This window comes from Gemmobacter lutimaris, from assembly GCF_003570715.1.
In the GTDB taxonomy this organism is placed as follows: Bacteria; Pseudomonadota; Alphaproteobacteria; order Rhodobacterales; family Rhodobacteraceae; genus Gemmobacter; species Gemmobacter lutimaris.
The window spans coordinates 244749-259258 of record NZ_QXXQ01000002.1; the positions used below are offsets into that span (position 1 = coordinate 244749).

At 67.1% G+C, this 14510-nt stretch carries 13 protein-coding genes; 6 read left to right on the forward strand and 7 right to left on the reverse strand.

The genetic code is table 11. The features are described 5' to 3' along the window. Window positions 1-14: 14 nt before the first annotated feature. The 4 genes from D2N39_RS04350 to polA are packed head-to-tail and all read right to left on the reverse strand — an operon-like array spanning window position 15 to window position 5487. On the reverse strand, window positions 15-1805 hold the full coding sequence (locus D2N39_RS04350; RefSeq protein WP_119133559.1) for a helix-turn-helix domain-containing protein: 1791 nt from the start codon (window positions 1803-1805) through the stop codon (window positions 15-17). Between the two features lie 55 nt (window positions 1806-1860). Then, window positions 1861-2241 (reverse strand): MmcQ/YjbR family DNA-binding protein, encoded by a 381-nt coding sequence (locus D2N39_RS04355; protein WP_119133560.1) that lies wholly within the window; start codon window positions 2239-2241, stop codon window positions 1861-1863. Next, on the reverse strand, window positions 2238-2666 hold the full coding sequence (locus tag D2N39_RS04360) for a DUF2306 domain-containing protein (protein WP_119133561.1): 429 nt from the start codon (window positions 2664-2666) through the stop codon (window positions 2238-2240). Before D2N39_RS04360 ends, D2N39_RS04355 begins: the two co-directional genes overlap by 4 nt. 10 nt (window positions 2667-2676) lie before the next feature. Then, window positions 2677-5487, reverse strand: a complete 2811-nt coding sequence (gene polA, locus D2N39_RS04365; RefSeq protein WP_119133562.1) for a DNA polymerase I — start codon at window positions 5485-5487, stop codon at window positions 2677-2679. A 72-nt stretch (window positions 5488-5559) separates the two neighbouring features. Between polA and D2N39_RS04370 the strand changes: the two genes are divergently transcribed. Further along, window positions 5560-5760 (forward strand): hypothetical protein, encoded by a 201-nt coding sequence (locus D2N39_RS04370; protein WP_119133563.1) that lies wholly within the window; start codon window positions 5560-5562, stop codon window positions 5758-5760. 184 nt (window positions 5761-5944) lie between these two features. Then, window positions 5945-6409, forward strand: coding sequence for a GNAT family N-acetyltransferase (locus D2N39_RS04375; RefSeq protein ID WP_158589773.1), 465 nt, complete (start codon window positions 5945-5947; stop codon window positions 6407-6409). 72 nt (window positions 6410-6481) lie between these two features. Here the strand turns inward: D2N39_RS04375 and D2N39_RS04380 are convergent, their stop codons facing one another. The 3 genes from D2N39_RS04380 to D2N39_RS04390 form a co-directional block, all read right to left on the reverse strand. Continuing rightward, window positions 6482-6667 (reverse strand): zinc-finger domain-containing protein, encoded by a 186-nt coding sequence (locus D2N39_RS04380; protein ID WP_054303907.1) that lies wholly within the window; start codon window positions 6665-6667, stop codon window positions 6482-6484. Window positions 6668-6763: 96 nt separating this feature from the next. Next, the gene (locus tag D2N39_RS04385; RefSeq protein WP_119133565.1) at window positions 6764-6985 is read right to left on the reverse strand and encodes a DUF2798 domain-containing protein; all 222 of its coding nucleotides are present in this window, start codon (window positions 6983-6985) and stop codon (window positions 6764-6766) included. Between the two features lie 95 nt (window positions 6986-7080). Next, the gene (locus D2N39_RS04390; protein WP_119133566.1) at window positions 7081-7674 is read right to left on the reverse strand and encodes a DUF1285 domain-containing protein; all 594 of its coding nucleotides are present in this window, start codon (window positions 7672-7674) and stop codon (window positions 7081-7083) included. Between the two features lie 58 nt (window positions 7675-7732). Here D2N39_RS04390 and D2N39_RS04395 point away from each other — a divergent pair, with 58 nt between their 5' ends. Genes D2N39_RS04395 through D2N39_RS04410 form a run of 4 tightly spaced genes read left to right on the forward strand, consistent with a single transcriptional unit; the run spans window position 7733 to window position 14434 of the window. Beyond that, complete coding sequence (locus tag D2N39_RS04395) at window positions 7733-8731, forward strand: AAA family ATPase (protein WP_119133567.1); 999 nt, start codon at window positions 7733-7735, stop codon at window positions 8729-8731. Next, window positions 8728-9600: a DUF58 domain-containing protein gene (locus tag D2N39_RS04400; protein WP_119133568.1), complete on the forward strand. Its 873-nt coding sequence runs from the start codon at window positions 8728-8730 to the stop codon at window positions 9598-9600. The genes D2N39_RS04395 and D2N39_RS04400 overlap by 4 nt, the downstream gene beginning before the upstream one ends. Next, window positions 9600-12350, forward strand: a complete 2751-nt coding sequence (locus D2N39_RS04405) for a DUF4159 domain-containing protein (RefSeq protein WP_119133569.1) — start codon at window positions 9600-9602, stop codon at window positions 12348-12350. Before D2N39_RS04400 ends, D2N39_RS04405 begins: the two co-directional genes overlap by 1 nt. Beyond that, complete coding sequence (locus D2N39_RS04410) at window positions 12347-14434, forward strand: glutamine amidotransferase (protein ID WP_119133570.1); 2088 nt, start codon at window positions 12347-12349, stop codon at window positions 14432-14434. The genes D2N39_RS04405 and D2N39_RS04410 overlap by 4 nt, the downstream gene beginning before the upstream one ends. Window positions 14435-14510: the final 76 nt, after the last annotated feature.

Here is a 14510-nt window from a genome sequence, read left to right on the forward strand (position 1 = left end):
GCAACAGATGCGGCTCAGGCGGGAACGGGGGTCTGTGTCAGTTCGATGATGCGATCCACGATCAGGCGGCTGTGCTGATAAAAAATCAGCTCACCCGCCTCGGGCACCGGCTCTACCCTGACAAGGGGATTGCGGCGCTCGACCCGGCGGTAGGCGGCTTCATCGAACACGCCATCCAGCGTGGGGGCAAGGAACAGCAGCGGGATCGCAAGCCTTTCGATCGCCTCATCTATGGGCGCCCCGGCCAGTTGCAGGTCGCGGACGAAAGCGCCGTGCCCCTGCTTTAGCAGGTGTTCGCAGGCATTGCGGATCAGGGCCGCGACCTCGGGGTTCTGACAGGTGCGCATATCCAGCGGGCGGGTGCGGTAGGCGCGCTCCAGATACCAGTCAACGCCATGCTGACGCATCATCCGGTGGCCGGATTTGGCGATCAGTTCGGCCAGCCACGGCGTATGCGCGGCCATGCGCATCATGGTTTTCTGAATGGGTTGCAGTCTGTGAATGCCGCTGCGATCCAGCACGCCGGTATAGCCGATGGCGATCAGCGCATGAAAGCGGGCCGGATTGGCGTGCTGTTCCTCCAGGAGCGGGACAAAGCCGTTCGACATGCCGACGCCAAGGCAGGGCTGACGGACCACCCGGTCCAGAAAGATCCGCAGCGCTGCAAGATTGTCCTGCCGCACGTCCAGATCCTTGTGGAGCGAACTGTTGCCGTAGCCGGGGCGTGACAGGGCATAAAGCTTCACCCCGGCGCGGCGCAGCCGGTCTTCGGCCTCGGGTGGCAGGATATAGGTCATCGGAAAGCCGCGCAGCAGCACAGCGGGCCGGCCGTCGCGCGCGCCCATCCATGTCCAGGTGACCACGCGGCCGTCGGGCGTCTCGATCCGCTCCTCGCGGCCCAGCGGGTCTTGCCAGACCGGGCTTTCGCCGCGCTGGCCCATCGCCTCGCGTCCCGCGATCATTGCCAGCAGCCGCATCAGATCGACGTTCGAAGGCGCCTCGACCTTGGCCATGATGGTCTTGACCTGCGTGCGCACCGTCAGCTTCGACACGCCGCGCGCCTTGGCGATGCGGTCGATGTCCCGCAGAAGGAAGAACAGCCGCGCCACCTCTGCCTCGGCAGCGCTGAGCCCGAATGCCTCACGCAGCCGGGCCGAGACCGAGGGTTCCCACGCAATTTCAAGCGAGCGTAGTGCCACATGTGCGCCGCTTTGACCGCGAATGGCAATCATGTAGCCTTCGGCGCTGAAGGCGGGCATGTCACTCTCGGGATGGGGGATCACCGTCAGGATGGCTTGCGCCGCATTGCCCAGCCCGCGCGCGGCGCGCATGAGGGCCGTGAAATCCTGCCGCGAGGCGGGGGCGATCACCTCCGCATCCAGAAAGGCGCCCTGTTTGGTGGCAAAGGCGCGCTCGCCCGCGATATTGGCCATGGCCACCCGACCATCCGGCGTCAGCACGACCGCAGGCCCCGGCACATCGGTGATCGCGCGTTTCAGCGGGTCGTTCTCGGCCGGAATATCCAGTGTTTCCAGCGTGTGCCGGGCCATCATCAACTGGCCGAACAATTGCTGCGACAGGCCACGCTTGCGCCCGGTTTCCGGTTCGATCTGGTCCAGCTTGGTGGCCCAGCTTGCGATCATGTCCTCGAAGGCATCCTGATCGACGATAGAACGGTAGGTGCTGGCCACGATCTGCATGTCGATCGGATCGGCCGGGGCGCCGTCTTCCGGCGCGCGCCCGTCCTCGGGGCCGAACAGAAATGCCTGATCGGCAAGCTGACCCTTGTGCGTCTGATCCGGCATTGTCCTGTCTGCTTTGGGTTCAATCGGGACACTCTAGCAGCGGATGCCGTTTCTTTCACCCGGTTTTGCTGCCCGGACCATCCGGGGTCTGCGTGGCGTCCCAGTCCCGCAGCCAGCGTTTCGGTGCCGCCGCGCGCCAGTCGCGGATCAGGCGCGGGCGGGCCCAGCCGGGGTCGATGTGCCCGGCCCGCACCAGAACCAGCGCGCTGCGGGCATAATGCGGATGCAGGAAGAAGGTGGTGGGATCCGCCTGCATCAGCATCTCGCGTTCCTCCGCTTCGGCGCGAAAGACCGCGGCATCAACCAGCGGCGACCACCAGCACCACATCTTGCCATGCGCCTTCAGCGCCTCGTTGCCCCAGGGGTATTCCACCGTGATCCGGGGCAGGCCCAGCCCCAGCGCAAACGCCTTGAGGGTGGGCCAGTCCGCGATCATGGCGCGGTGCAATCGCCATGGGCGGAGAGGGTGCCGAACAGCACGTCATGCATGATCCGGCCCGGCATCAGGGTGAATACTCCGGCGAGGATCAGCGCGCCGAAGAACAGGATGCGCATGGTGCGGGCATGGCGCACGACGCGATGTGCGCGGGCATGCGCGATGGCGATGGGCAGCGCCACCAGCGTCAGCGCCGACAAGAGGTGGATCAGCGAGAAACCGCGCCATGTGCAGATTGTGCCAATGAAGAAGGACGAAGCCGCTACCCCGGTCATCAGAAGAACCCAGATCCAGCCGAGCAGGCGGTGCCGGGCCCCGCCCTTGCGCCCAGCAAACTGCACCCCACCCAGCCCGATTGCCGTCATGGCCGCAACGGTGTGCAACTGGATGGCGGGGGCGGCGTTCAAAAGCGGCGTCAGGGACATTGTGGTTTTCTCAATGCGCCGCCGCCCAGTTCGGGCCGCGCCCGGCATCGGCTTGCAGATGAACGCTCAGCTTCACCGCCGGTTCGGCGGCGCTTTCCATCACCTCGCGGGCGGTGGCGATCAGGCGGTCGGCCTGATCCTCGGCCACTTCGAACAGCAGTTCGTCATGCACCTGCAACAGCATCTTCGCGTCGATGCCCTGAATGGCGGCGGGCATGCGGATCATCGCGCGGCGGATCACATCGGCCGCTGTGCCCTGAATCGGTGCGTTGATCGCGGCGCGTTTGGCGAAACCGGCGCCGGGGCCTTTCGCGTTGATCTCGGGCGTGTGGATCTTGCGCCCGAACAGGGTTTGCACGAACCCGTGCGCCTTGGCGAAGGCAATCGTGTCATCCATATAGGTGCGGATGCCGGGGAAGCGTTCGAAATAGCGGTCGATGAAACCCTGCGCCTCGGCCCGCGGAATGCGCAGGTTGCGGGCGAGGCCGAAGCCGGAAATGCCGTAGATCACGCCGAAGTTGATGGCCTTGGCCTGCCGCCGGATCATCGGGTCCATGCCTTCCACCGGCACGCCGAACATTTCCGAGGCGGTCATGGCATGGATGTCCAGCCCGTCACGGAACGCCTGTTTCAGCGCCGGGATGTCGGCGATATGGGCGAGGATGCGCAATTCGATCTGGCTGTAATCAAGGCTGACCAGCACGCGGCCTTCCGGTGCCACGAAAGCCTCGCGGATGCGGCGGCCTTCCTCGCTGCGGACGGGGATGTTTTGCAGGTTCGGATCGGTGGAGGCCAGACGCCCGGTGTTGGCCCCGGCGATGGAGTAAGAGGTATGCACCCGCCCGGTGTCGGGGTTGATATGGTCCTGAAGGCTGTCGGTATAGGTGGATTTCAGCTTGGCGATCTGCCGCCAGTCCAGCACACGGGCGGCCAGTTGCGCGCCCTGCGGATGGGTGTCTTCCAGTGTGGTCACATCTTCCAGCACATCGGCGCCGGTGGCATAGGCGCCGGTCTTGCCCTTCTGCCCGCCGGGGATCTGCATCTGGTCGAACAGGATTTCGCCCAATTGCTTGGGGGAACCCACGTTGAACTTCGTGCCGGCGATGCCCTGAATTTCCTCTTCAAGCTGCACGAGCTTTTGCGCAAAGGCGTTGGACATGCGGACCAGCGTGTCACGGTCCACCCGCACGCCCTTCATCTCCATCTCGGCCAGCACGGGGACCAGCGGGCGTTCCAGCGTCTCATAAACCGTAGTGACCTGCGCGCGATGCAGCATCGGCGCGAAGCGCTGCCACAGCCGCAGCGTGATGTCGGCATCCTCGGCCGCATATTTCACCGCATCGGCGATGGCCACGCGGTCGAAGGTGATCTGCGACTTGCCGCTGCCGATCAGATCCTTGATCGGGATCGGCTTGTGGCCAAGGTAACGGTCGGAAAGTTCGTCCATGCCGTGATTGTGCAGGCCGGCGAACATCGCATAGCTCATCAGCATGGTATCGGCGATGGGGGCGAGGCGAACCCCCTGCCGCGCCATGATCTTCAGATCGTATTTGATGTTCTGCCCGATCTTGAGGATCGCCGGATCCTCCAGCACCGGCCTCAGCGCGGCGATGACGGTTTCCAGCGGCATCTGCCCCTCGACCGGCATATCCGTGCTGAACAGATCGCCGCCGCCCTGCCGGTGCCCCAGCGGGATATAGCAGGCCGTCCCCGCATCGACCGCCAGCGAGATGCCCACCAGATCGGCGCGCATCTCGTCAAGGCTGGTGGTTTCGGTGTCGAAGGCCACATGCCCCGCCTCGCGGATGCGGGCGATCCAGCGCTCGAGCGCCTCAGGCGTGGTGACGCCCTCATAGGCGCTGTGGTCGAAGGGAAGGGCGACCGGCTCCGGGGCATCGGTCGCGGGCGCTGCGGTCGGCATGGCGGGCGGCGTGATGTCCAGCTTGTCGGCCACGCGCTTGGTCAGGGTGCGGAATTCCATCGCGTTGAGGAAGGTCATCAACGCTTCAGGCTCCGGCTCCTTCACCTCAAGGCTTTCCAGCGAGAAATCCAGCGGCGTGTCGCATTTCAGCGTGACGAGCTCTTTGGAAACCCGGATCTGATCGGCGAAATTCACCAGCGTTTCGCGGCGCTTGGGTTGCTTGATCTCACCCGCCCGCGCCAATAGGCTTTCCAGATCGCCATATTCGGTGATCAAAAGCGCCGCCGTCTTGACGCCGATACCGGGCGCGCCCGGCACGTTATCCACGCTGTCGCCGGCCAGCGATTGCACATCCACCACCCGTTCCGGCCCCACGCCGAATTTCTCGAACACCTCGTCGCGGTCGATGGTCTTGTTCTTCATCGCGTCGAACATCACGACGCCATCGCCGATGAGCTGCATCAAGTCCTTGTCGGAAGAGATGATGGTCACCCGCCCGCCCGCATCGCGCGCCTGACAGGACAGGGTGGCGATGATGTCATCGGCCTCGTAGCCCTCGGTTTCAATGCAGGCGATGTTGAAGGCGCGCGTCGCCTCGCGCGTCAGGGGGAATTGCGGGCGCAGATCCTCGGGCAGTTCGGGGCGGTTCGCCTTGTAGGCGGGGAAGATCTCGTTGCGGAAGGTCTTGGACGAATGGTCGAAGATCACCGCCACATGGGTCGGGGCGTCGCCTGACTTGTTGCCCTCGATATAGCGGAACAGCATGTTGCAAAACCCCGCGACCGCGCCGATGGGCAGGCCGTCGGTCTTGCGCGTCAGCGGCGGCAGCGCGTGATAGGCGCGGAAGATGAAGGCCGAGCCGTCGATGAGGTGAAGATGGCAGCCCTTGCCGAAAGTCATGGTCGTTCTCCGCGCGGTTTCATGGCAGTATTGGCACGAACGGGGGCTGTCTGCCACCCATCGGAGGCACGGATGCGGGTTCTGGGGCATGCGTTGATCGGTTTCGTGCTGGGGGCGCTGGTCGCTTTGGGAATTGCGGTCGGCTTGACCTATGTGATGCCGATCTCGCAGGCCGAAGGTGCCTATGCGATGAGCGTGGCCTTCTTCTGGATGCCCGCAGGGGCGGTGCTGGGCGCCATCCTCGCGGCGATCCGTGCGAAAGGCGGGGCTTGACGGCGCGCGGGCGCGGCGCCATGGTGCGCGCCATGCTGAACCTGATCGCCCTCGTCTCGTTTTATTGGTCCGACGCTACATAGGCGGCCGGTCAGCATTTCCACATGACCCACAGGCCGCCCGCGAGGGGCAGGCCATGAGGATCGGGGTTCCCAAGCGGGCGAAACGCAAAGGAACCTTGCGCATGTCATCTGTTACCGTCCGAACCGCCGAACCCGCGCATCTGCCCGAGGTGCATCGCATGCTGATCGCGCTGGCCGCGCATCATGGCGATGCGGCGACCATTACCCCCGCCGATCTGTCGCGGCTGGTATTCCAAAGCCCGGCAACGCGGCTTCTGGTCGCCTGTCTGGCTGACAGCCCGGCGCCGCATCCGGTGGGCTATGCCCTGCTTGCGGCCCGGCAGAACATGGTCACAGGGGAGGTTGGCTATGTGATGGACCACCTGTTCGTGCAGCAGCCCTTCCGCCGGGCAGGCGTGGGCCGGGCGCTGATCGCGGCGGCGCGGCAGTTGACGGCTGAAGAAGGGCGCAGCGGGCTGACCATCTCGACCCATCCGGCGAATACCGATGCACAGGCCGCCTATCGGGCGATGGGGCTGGCCGAACTGCCCGCGCCGGGGCCGCGCTTTGACGTGGCGCTGGCCTGACCGCAGGCGGAAAGGGGCGCGCAAAGCCGCAGATGCTGCAGCCGCGCCCCGCGGAATCCGGCAGAGCCGGTTTCAGTGGTCGTCGTGGGCGTGATCGCGGTCGATCACATAGCGTTTGTCGCAATAGCCGCATTCGACAAAGCCGGTGTCCTGCGGAATGGTCAGCCAGACGCGCGGATGGCCAAGCGCACCCTCGCCTCCGTCACAGGCCACTTTCCAAGTGGTGACGACCTGGGTTTCCGGGGCTTCGATGGTCATGGCTGTCCTCGTGGATCATGGCTTGGCCTTCCGGCCTTGGCTGCATGATAAAAGCAGGCGGCGAGGGCGGCAAGGGCGAAGCGCCGCGCTGCGGCGTCAGACCGTCAGCCGGGCCACGATGCGGCGGGTGACCGGCGCCACCAGCAGCACGACCGGGAAGGCCACGGCCCAGGCAGTGAGCCAGCTGCCCATCCATTCCCCCGCGAAGCCCGGTGCCGGGCCAAGCGCGCGCAGGGTGGCGATGCCGCTGACGATGCAGGACATCAGCCCCGACAGGATCAGGCCGAACAGGACGGGGGCGAAACGGGCGGGGATCATGGCAACCTCGGGGTGGATTGCGCCTGTGTTAACGCAAGACTGCCCGGCTGTCCTGTGCGCCGGTGCAGGCTGTCCTGTGCGGGCCTGTCCTTGCGTCAGTTGCCCAGTTCCGCAGCGGGAATGACCGGAAAGAAAGCACCGTCCGACATCAGCCCGAACCAGTCCACCCCTTCATGGGGGCGCGTGACGCCGATCTCGACGAGGCGGTAGAAGCTCTTGCGGTCGATCCGCGCCTCCAGTCCGCGCCGGACCATGACGTAAGGCGCGGGCTCGCCCTCCGTCCCGTGGCGTTCCACCCGGATCGGATGCTCCGGTCCCGCTGTCACCTCGTCACCGACATTGGTGGTGAAGGTCAGGCGCTGGGCGTCGCTCGTGCCCTCGCGGGTGAAATCCACCGCGATGAAGGGCGCGTCCTCGACCACGATGCCCAGCTTTTCAACCGGGGTGACAAGGTAAAAGCGCCCGTCCTCCAGCTTCAGGATCGAGGCGAACAGTTTCACCAACGGCGCGCGGCCGATGGGCGTGCCCTCGTGGAACCATGTGCCGTCGCGGGCGATGCGCATGTCCATCTCGCCGCAATAATCGGGGTTCCACAGATGCACCGGCGGCGGGCCTTTCTTCGCCGCGCGCTGCGCCTGTTCCAGAATTCCCGAAGTTTCGACCTTTGGTCCCGATTTCGCTTTTGTCATTTGTGCCCGCGCCCGTGATCCGTTCTAATGTGAATATAGTCTACGAAGGGCAGATGTCATGACCGATGAACTGGTGACGCGGATCGAGGCGCTGGGCGACCGGCTGGCAGCGGCCAAGGCCATGATCGACAAACGCTTCATCGGGCAGGAAAAAGTGGTCGATCTGGTGCTTGCGTCGATCCTGTGTGGCGGTCATGCGCTGCTGGTGGGTCTGCCCGGTCTGGGCAAGACGCGGCTGGTGGATACGCTGTCCACCGTGCTGGGCCTGCACGGCAACCGCATCCAGTTCACGCCCGATCTGATGCCCGCCGATATTCTGGGCTCTGAAGTGCTGGAAACCGCCGCCGATGGCAGCCGCGCTTTCCGTTTCATCGAGGGGCCGGTGTTCTGTCAGCTTCTGATGGCGGATGAGATCAACCGCGCCAGCCCCCGCACGCAATCGGCGCTGTTGCAGGCGATGCAGGAACGCGAGGTGACCATCGCCGGGCAGCACCGCCCGCTGGGCCGCCCGTTCCATGTGCTTGCGACGCAGAACCCGATCGAGCAAGAGGGCACCTATCCGCTGCCCGAGGCGCAGCTTGACCGGTTCCTGTTGCAGATCGACGTGGCCTATCCGGTGCGTCAGGCCGAACGCGACATCCTGCTGGCCACCACCGGCGCGACCGAGGCCGCCGTGCATCCGGTGTTCACCGCCGAAGAACTGCTTGGTGCGCAAGAGGTCATCCGCCGCATGCCGGTGGGCGACAGCGTGGTCGAGGCGATCCTCGATCTGGTGCGCGGCTGCCGTCCGGGCGAACCCGAGGGGGCCGCGCTGGCTGGCACGCTGGCATGGGGGCCGGGGCCGCGTGCGGCGCAGGCGCTGATGCTGGCAGTGCGGGCGCGCGCGCTTTTGGAGGGGCGGCTGGCCCCGTCGGTCGCCGATGTGGCAGCTCTGGCGCAGCCGGTGCTGGTGCATCGCATGGCGCTGACCTTTGCGGCACGGGCGCGGGGCGAAAGCCTGTCCGAAGTCATTGCCGCCGCCACGGCCCGCCGCCTCGGGCTTGAGGCTGCCGCGTGACCACTTCCCACGACCTGCGTGCAAGGGCCGAAACGCTGGGCGCCACACTGCCGCCGTTGCTGGCGGCAGCGGATCATCTGGCGCAGGCGGTGGTTCTGGGCGACCACGGCCGCCGCCGTGCCGGTCTGGGGGATGAATTCTGGCAGTATCGCCCGGCCCATGCCGGGGATGGCGCGCGCGGCATCGACTGGCGCCGCTCGGCCCGGTCGGATGCGCATTTCGTGCGCGAACGCGAATGGCAGGCGGCGCAGAGCGTGGCGCTGTGGGTTGATCCGGCGGCTTCGATGCGGTTTTCCGGCGCGAAGGACCGCCCGACCAAGGCGGACCGTGCGCGGCTTCTGGCGCTGGCGCTGGCGGTGTTGCTGCTGCGCGGGGGCGAGCGGGTCGGGCTGGCGGGCGGTGACATCGCGCCGCGTTCGGGCCGGGCGCAGGCCGAACGGCTGGCGCTGGCGCTGGCCGAGGACAGCGCCGAGGATTACGGCCGCCCCATGGTTGGCGGCTTGCCGCACCATGGCCGCGTCGTGCTGATCTCTGATTTCCTTGGCGATCTGGCAGGGGTCGAGGCCGCGCTGGAGGCAGCCACAGCGCGCGCTGCACGGGGCGTGCTGCTTCAGGTGCTGGACCCGGCGGAGGAGGATTTTCCCTTCGACGGCCGCACGATCTTTGAATCCATGGGCGGCACCTTGCGCCATGAAACCCGCCGTGCGGGTGACCTGCGCGACCGCTATCTGGCGCGGCTGGCCGAACGCAAGGCGCGGCTGGCGGACCTTGCCGCCGCCTCGGGCTGGCATGTGACCACGCATCACACCGGCACCGCGCCGCAACCGGCTCTGCTGTGGCTTTACCGGGCGCTGGAGGCCGCGCTCTGATGTGGATGCTGGGCCCTGTCGGTTTCACCGCGCCGCTGTTGTTGCTGGCCCTGCCTGCGCTGCCGTTGCTGTGGCTGTTGCTGCGTGCGGTGCCCCCTGCGCCTCTGCGTCGCCGTTTTCCGGGCGTGGCCCTTCTGCTGGGCCTGACCGACAAGGATGCCGAGACGGAGCGCACGCCGCTCTGGCTGCTGCTGCTGCGCATGGCGGCGCTGGCGGCGGCGATCGTCGCCTTTGCCGGGCCGGTGCTGAACCCTGCGCCGCCTGCCGCTGCGACGGATGACCCGCTGCTGATCGTGGTGGATGGCACCTGGGCCGATGCCCGCGACTGGCCGCGCCGCATCGACCGCGCGATGACGAAGGCCGAGGCGGCCGGTCGCGCCGGGCGCACCGTCGGGCTGATCCGTCTGACCGACCGGCCCGAGGCTCCGGTGTTCCAGAGCGCTGCTGCTATCCGCGACCGTCTTGCCGGGCTGGTGCCGCAACCTTTCGTGCCTGCCGATCTGTCGGCCTGGGCCGATGTGCTGGGTGACGGGCGGTTTGAAACCTATTGGCTGTCAGACGGGCTGGACCATCCGGGCCGTGCCGATCTGGCCGCCGGTTTTGCCGCGCGTGGCCCGCTGAGCGTGTTTCAAACCCCGCGTCCGGTGATCGCGCTGAAACCGCCGGTGTTCCGCGACGGGGCGGTGCAGCTTGCCGCGCTGCGCCTGCCCGCCGGTGCGCAACAGGAGATCGAGGTTTCCGCCCGAGGCCCAGACCCGGCCGGGATCGAACGGGAGCTGGCCCGCGCAACGCTGGTCTTTGCCACCGGGCAGGGCGCGGCTGAAGGGACGCTCGACCTGCCGCCAGAGTTGCGCAACCGCCTGACGCGGTTTGAAATCGCGGGCCAGCCTACCGCCGGCGCGGTCTCGCTGACCGATGACAGCCTGAAGCGGCGCAAGGTGGCGCTGGTGGGCAGCGAGGCCGAGGCCGAAGGGTTGATCCTGCTGTCGCCCACGCATTACCTGCGGCAGGCCATGGCGCCAGAGGCCGATCTGATTGACGGTAGCCTGTCGGATGTGCTGCTGGCCAGCCCCGATGTGGTGGTGCTGACCGATGTTGCACGGCTGGGCAATGCCGAGGCCGAGGCGCTGCTGAAATGGGTGGCCGATGGGGGCACGCTTCTGCGCTTCGCCGGGCCACGTCTGGCCGCTGCGGAATGGGCGCCGGGCGAGGATGATCCGCTGCTGCCGGTGCGGCTGCGGGCCGGGGGGCGCAACCTTGGCGGCGCGATGAGCTGGGGCGACCCCCGCACATTGGCGCCTTTTGCCGAGGGCAGCCCGTTCTTCGGTCTGGCAGTGCCTGACGAGGTTTCGGTCACCCGGCAGGTGCTGGCCGAACCGGGGCCGGATCTGGCCGCCCGCACCATTGCCGCGCTGGCCGATGGCACGCCGCTGGTGACGCGCAAGGAAACCGGCGCGGGGCAGGTGGTGCTGTTCCATGTCACAGCCAATGCCGAATGGTCGTCGCTGCCGCTGTCGGGGCTGTTTGTGCAGATGCTGGACCGGCTGGTCACCGTAGCCCGTGTCGGGGGTGGCGAAGACCGCGCGCTGGCCGGGCACAGTTTTGCCCCCGTGCAGGTGCTGGATGCCTTCGGTGTGGCGCAGGATGCGGACAATCTGCCGGGCGTGACCGGCGAGGCGCTGGCTGCGGGGCGCCCCGGGCCCGACCTGCTGCCCGGTCTTTATGAGGAAGAGGACCGCCGTGTCGCGCTGAATGTGACCGCGGCGGACACCACGCTGCAAGCGGCGGTCTGGCCCGCGGGCACGCCGGTCGAGGGCGCCGCGCGCGACACGGAACGCCCGTTGAAAGGGCCGTTCCTCGCCGCCGCGCTGGCCCTGATGCTGGCTGATATTCTGGCGGCGCTGGGCATTTCCGGCCGATTGTCAGGCGGGTTTGCGGCGCGGCTGATGCTGACGCTGATGCTGGCCTTCCCGGCGCCTGCCGCGCGGGCCGATGCGGCAGAGGATGCCTTTGCCATCGAGGCGACCGGCGAGGTGCGGCTGGCCCATATCCTGACCGGCGACAAACGGGTGGACGATCTGGCGCAGGCGGGGCTGCGTGGCCTGTCGATGCGGCTGTTCGAACGCACCACCGTCGAACCGGGTGACCCGATGGCGGTGGATATAGAACGCGACGAACTGGCGTTCTTTCCCTTCCTTTACTGGCCGGTGACCGCCGACCAGCCGCTGCCTTCGGTCAATGCCTATCGCAAGCTGAACGATTTTCTGCGCACCGGCGGCATGATCCTGTTCGATACCCGCGATGCGGGTGTCAGCGGTGGCACCACGCCGGAAGCGAAGCGACTGCAACTGATTGCCTCCGGCCTCGACATCCCGCCGCTGGAGCCTGTGCCGGTGGATCATGTCCTGACCCGCACCTTCTATCTGTTGCAGGATTTTCCCGGCCGCTACACCGGCCCGGTCTGGGTCGAGGCGGCACCGCCGGATGCCGCGCAGGCCGAGGGCATGCCGTTTCGCAATCTCAATGACGGGGTGACGCCGGTTGTGATCGGCGGCAATGACTGGGCGGCGGCCTGGGCCGTGGATGAAATCGGCATTCCCGCCTACCCGGTCGGGCGCGGCTCGGGCGGGGATCGGCAACGCGAGATCGCCTATCGCTTTGGCGTCAACCTTGTGATGCATGTGCTGACCGGCAACTACAAATCCGATCAGGTGCATGTGCCCGCACTGCTGGAAAGGCTGGGCCAATGAACCCTGTTCTGGCTGGCGGTATCGTCCTGGACCCGCAATTGCCTTTGGCGATGATTGCGGCGCTGGCGGTGGCGGCGCTGTTGCTGATGGCGCTGGCCTTCTGGCGCGGTTTGCCGGGGTGGTGGCTGCGTGGGCTGGCTGCCGTTGTGGCGCTGGCGGCACTGGCCAATCCCTCGCTGCAAGAGGAAGACCGCGCGCCGCTCTCGGACATCGTGATCGCCGTGGTGGACCGCACCGCAAGTCAGGGCATCGGTGGGCGCGAGGCGCAGACCGAGGCGGCGCTGGCCCGACTGCGGGCCGAGGTGGCGGCCATGCCCGGCACCGAATTGCGCGAGGTCACGGTGCGCGCCGCGCCGGGTGATGGTGGTTCGCGCGTGATGACGGCGCTGGCCGAGGCGCTGGCCGAAGAACCCCGCGCACGGGTGGCCGGGGCGGTGATCGTGTCGGACGGGCAGGTGCATGATACAGACCTTGCGCCGCAGATGCCCGCGCCGCTGCACCTGTTGCTGACTGGCCGGCAAGCCGACTGGGACCGCCGCCTGATCGTCAGGAACGCCCCTGCCTTCGCCATACTGGGCGAGGAGGTCAGCCTGACCCTGCGGATCGAGGATGACGGCGCCGTGCCCGAGACGCTGCGCGGCGAGGCGCAACTGTCCATTGCGGTCGATGGCGGCGAGCCGCGCTGGTATTCCGTGCCGGTGGGTGAGGATCTGGAGCTTCCGGTGACCCTTCCGCATGGCGGGCAGAACATTCTGCAATTCGAGGTGCAGGCGTCAGAGGGCGAGTTGACAACCCGCAACAACAGCTCGGTCACCGCGATCAACGGGGTGCGTGACCGGCTGCGGGTGCTGCTGGTTTCGGGTGAGCCGCATGCGGGTGAGAGGGTCTGGCGCAACCTGCTGAAATCCGACCCTTCGGTGGATCTGGTGCATTTCACCATCCTGCGGCCGCCGGAAAAGCAGGATGGCATTCCGGTGGACGAACTGTCGCTGATCGCCTTCCCGACGCGCGAGCTGTTCGTGGAAAAGATCGACGAATTTGACCTGATCATCTTTGATCGCTACCGCTTGCGGGGCATCCTGCCGCTGCAATACCTTGAAAACGTGCGCGATTACGTCACGCGCGGCGGCACGGTTCTGGTGGCGGCCGGGCCGGAATTCGGCACGGTCGATAGTCTATGGCGTTCGCCGCTGGCAGACATCCTGCCGGTGACGACGACGAGCAGGGTTCTGGAGGGCGGCTTCCGGCCTAAGATTACGCCGCTGGGGCATCGCCATCCGGTGACGCAGGGCCTAGAGGCCGGGGCACCGGAAAGTGGCTGGGGCCGCTGGTTCCGTCAGATCGAGATTGCCGCGCGTGGCGCCGGGCAGGTGGTAATGGAAGGCGCCGAGGGCAAGCCGCTGCTGGTGCTTGCGCGCGAGGGGCAGGGGCGCATCGCGGTGCTGGCCTCGGATCAGGCATGGCTCTGGGGGCGCGGCTATGAAGGCGGCGGGCCACAGCTGGAACTGCTGCGTCGTCTGGCGCACTGGATGTTGAAGGAACCCGAACTGGAAGAAGAAACCCTGTCGGCCCATGCCGGCGGGGCGGGGCGACTGGTTATCACCCGGCGCACGCTGGCCGAGGTGCCGCCCGGCCCGGTGACGCTGACCCTGCCCGACGGAACCGAGACCGAAATCGTGCTGCCCGAAGTGGTGCCCGGTCACTATGAGGCCGAGATCGACGCGCCGCAGGTCGGGCTTTACCGGTTGAAACAGGGCGAGTTGCAGACGGTGGTGGCGCTTGGACCGCCCGCGCCGAAAGAGTTTGAACGCACCATCGCCGCGCCCGATGTGCTGGAACCTGTGCTGGCGCAATCCGGCGGCGGGGTGTTGCGGCTGGAGGACGGCGCCTTCGATCTGCGGCAGGTCGCGCCGGGCCGGGTGGCCGCCGGGCGTGGCTGGCTGGGCATCACTCCGCGCGGGGCTTACCTCACGCAGGATGTGCGGGTGGCGGCCTTGTTGCCCGGCTGGGCATGGCTCTTGCTGGCCAGCATTCTGATCCTTGCCGCATGGCTGCGCGAGGGGCGCCTGCCCGCGCGACGCTGAACCCTTTCCCGAATCCCCTTGCCGGTGCATGCTGTCCCTGCGGCATGCCGCTTCCTTTTCAAGGCGTATTTCACGG

What these genes read in the sequence shown, in the direction of transcription:
- D2N39_RS04350 (WP_119133559.1), bottom strand. Translation starts at nt 1,805, where the DNA reads ATGCCGGATCAGACGCACAAGGGTCAGCTTGCCGATCAGGCATTTCTG.
- D2N39_RS04355 (WP_119133560.1), bottom strand. Translation starts at nt 2,241, where the DNA reads ATGATCGCGGACTGGCCCACCCTCAAGGCGTTTGCGCTGGGGCTGGGC.
- D2N39_RS04360 (WP_119133561.1), bottom strand. Translation starts at nt 2,666, where the DNA reads ATGTCCCTGACGCCGCTTTTGAACGCCGCCCCCGCCATCCAGTTGCAC.
- polA (WP_119133562.1), bottom strand. Translation starts at nt 5,487, where the DNA reads ATGACTTTCGGCAAGGGCTGCCATCTTCACCTCATCGACGGCTCGGCC.
- D2N39_RS04370 (WP_119133563.1), top strand. Translation starts at nt 5,560, where the DNA reads ATGCGGGTTCTGGGGCATGCGTTGATCGGTTTCGTGCTGGGGGCGCTG.
- D2N39_RS04375 (WP_158589773.1), top strand. Translation starts at nt 5,945, where the DNA reads ATGTCATCTGTTACCGTCCGAACCGCCGAACCCGCGCATCTGCCCGAG.
- D2N39_RS04380 (WP_054303907.1), bottom strand. Translation starts at nt 6,667, where the DNA reads ATGACCATCGAAGCCCCGGAAACCCAGGTCGTCACCACTTGGAAAGTG.
- D2N39_RS04385 (WP_119133565.1), bottom strand. Translation starts at nt 6,985, where the DNA reads ATGATCCCCGCCCGTTTCGCCCCCGTCCTGTTCGGCCTGATCCTGTCG.
- D2N39_RS04390 (WP_119133566.1), bottom strand. Translation starts at nt 7,674, where the DNA reads ATGACAAAAGCGAAATCGGGACCAAAGGTCGAAACTTCGGGAATTCTG.
- D2N39_RS04395 (WP_119133567.1), top strand. Translation starts at nt 7,733, where the DNA reads ATGACCGATGAACTGGTGACGCGGATCGAGGCGCTGGGCGACCGGCTG.
- D2N39_RS04405 (WP_119133569.1), top strand. Translation starts at nt 9,600, where the DNA reads ATGTGGATGCTGGGCCCTGTCGGTTTCACCGCGCCGCTGTTGTTGCTG.
- D2N39_RS04410 (WP_119133570.1), top strand. Translation starts at nt 12,347, where the DNA reads ATGAACCCTGTTCTGGCTGGCGGTATCGTCCTGGACCCGCAATTGCCT.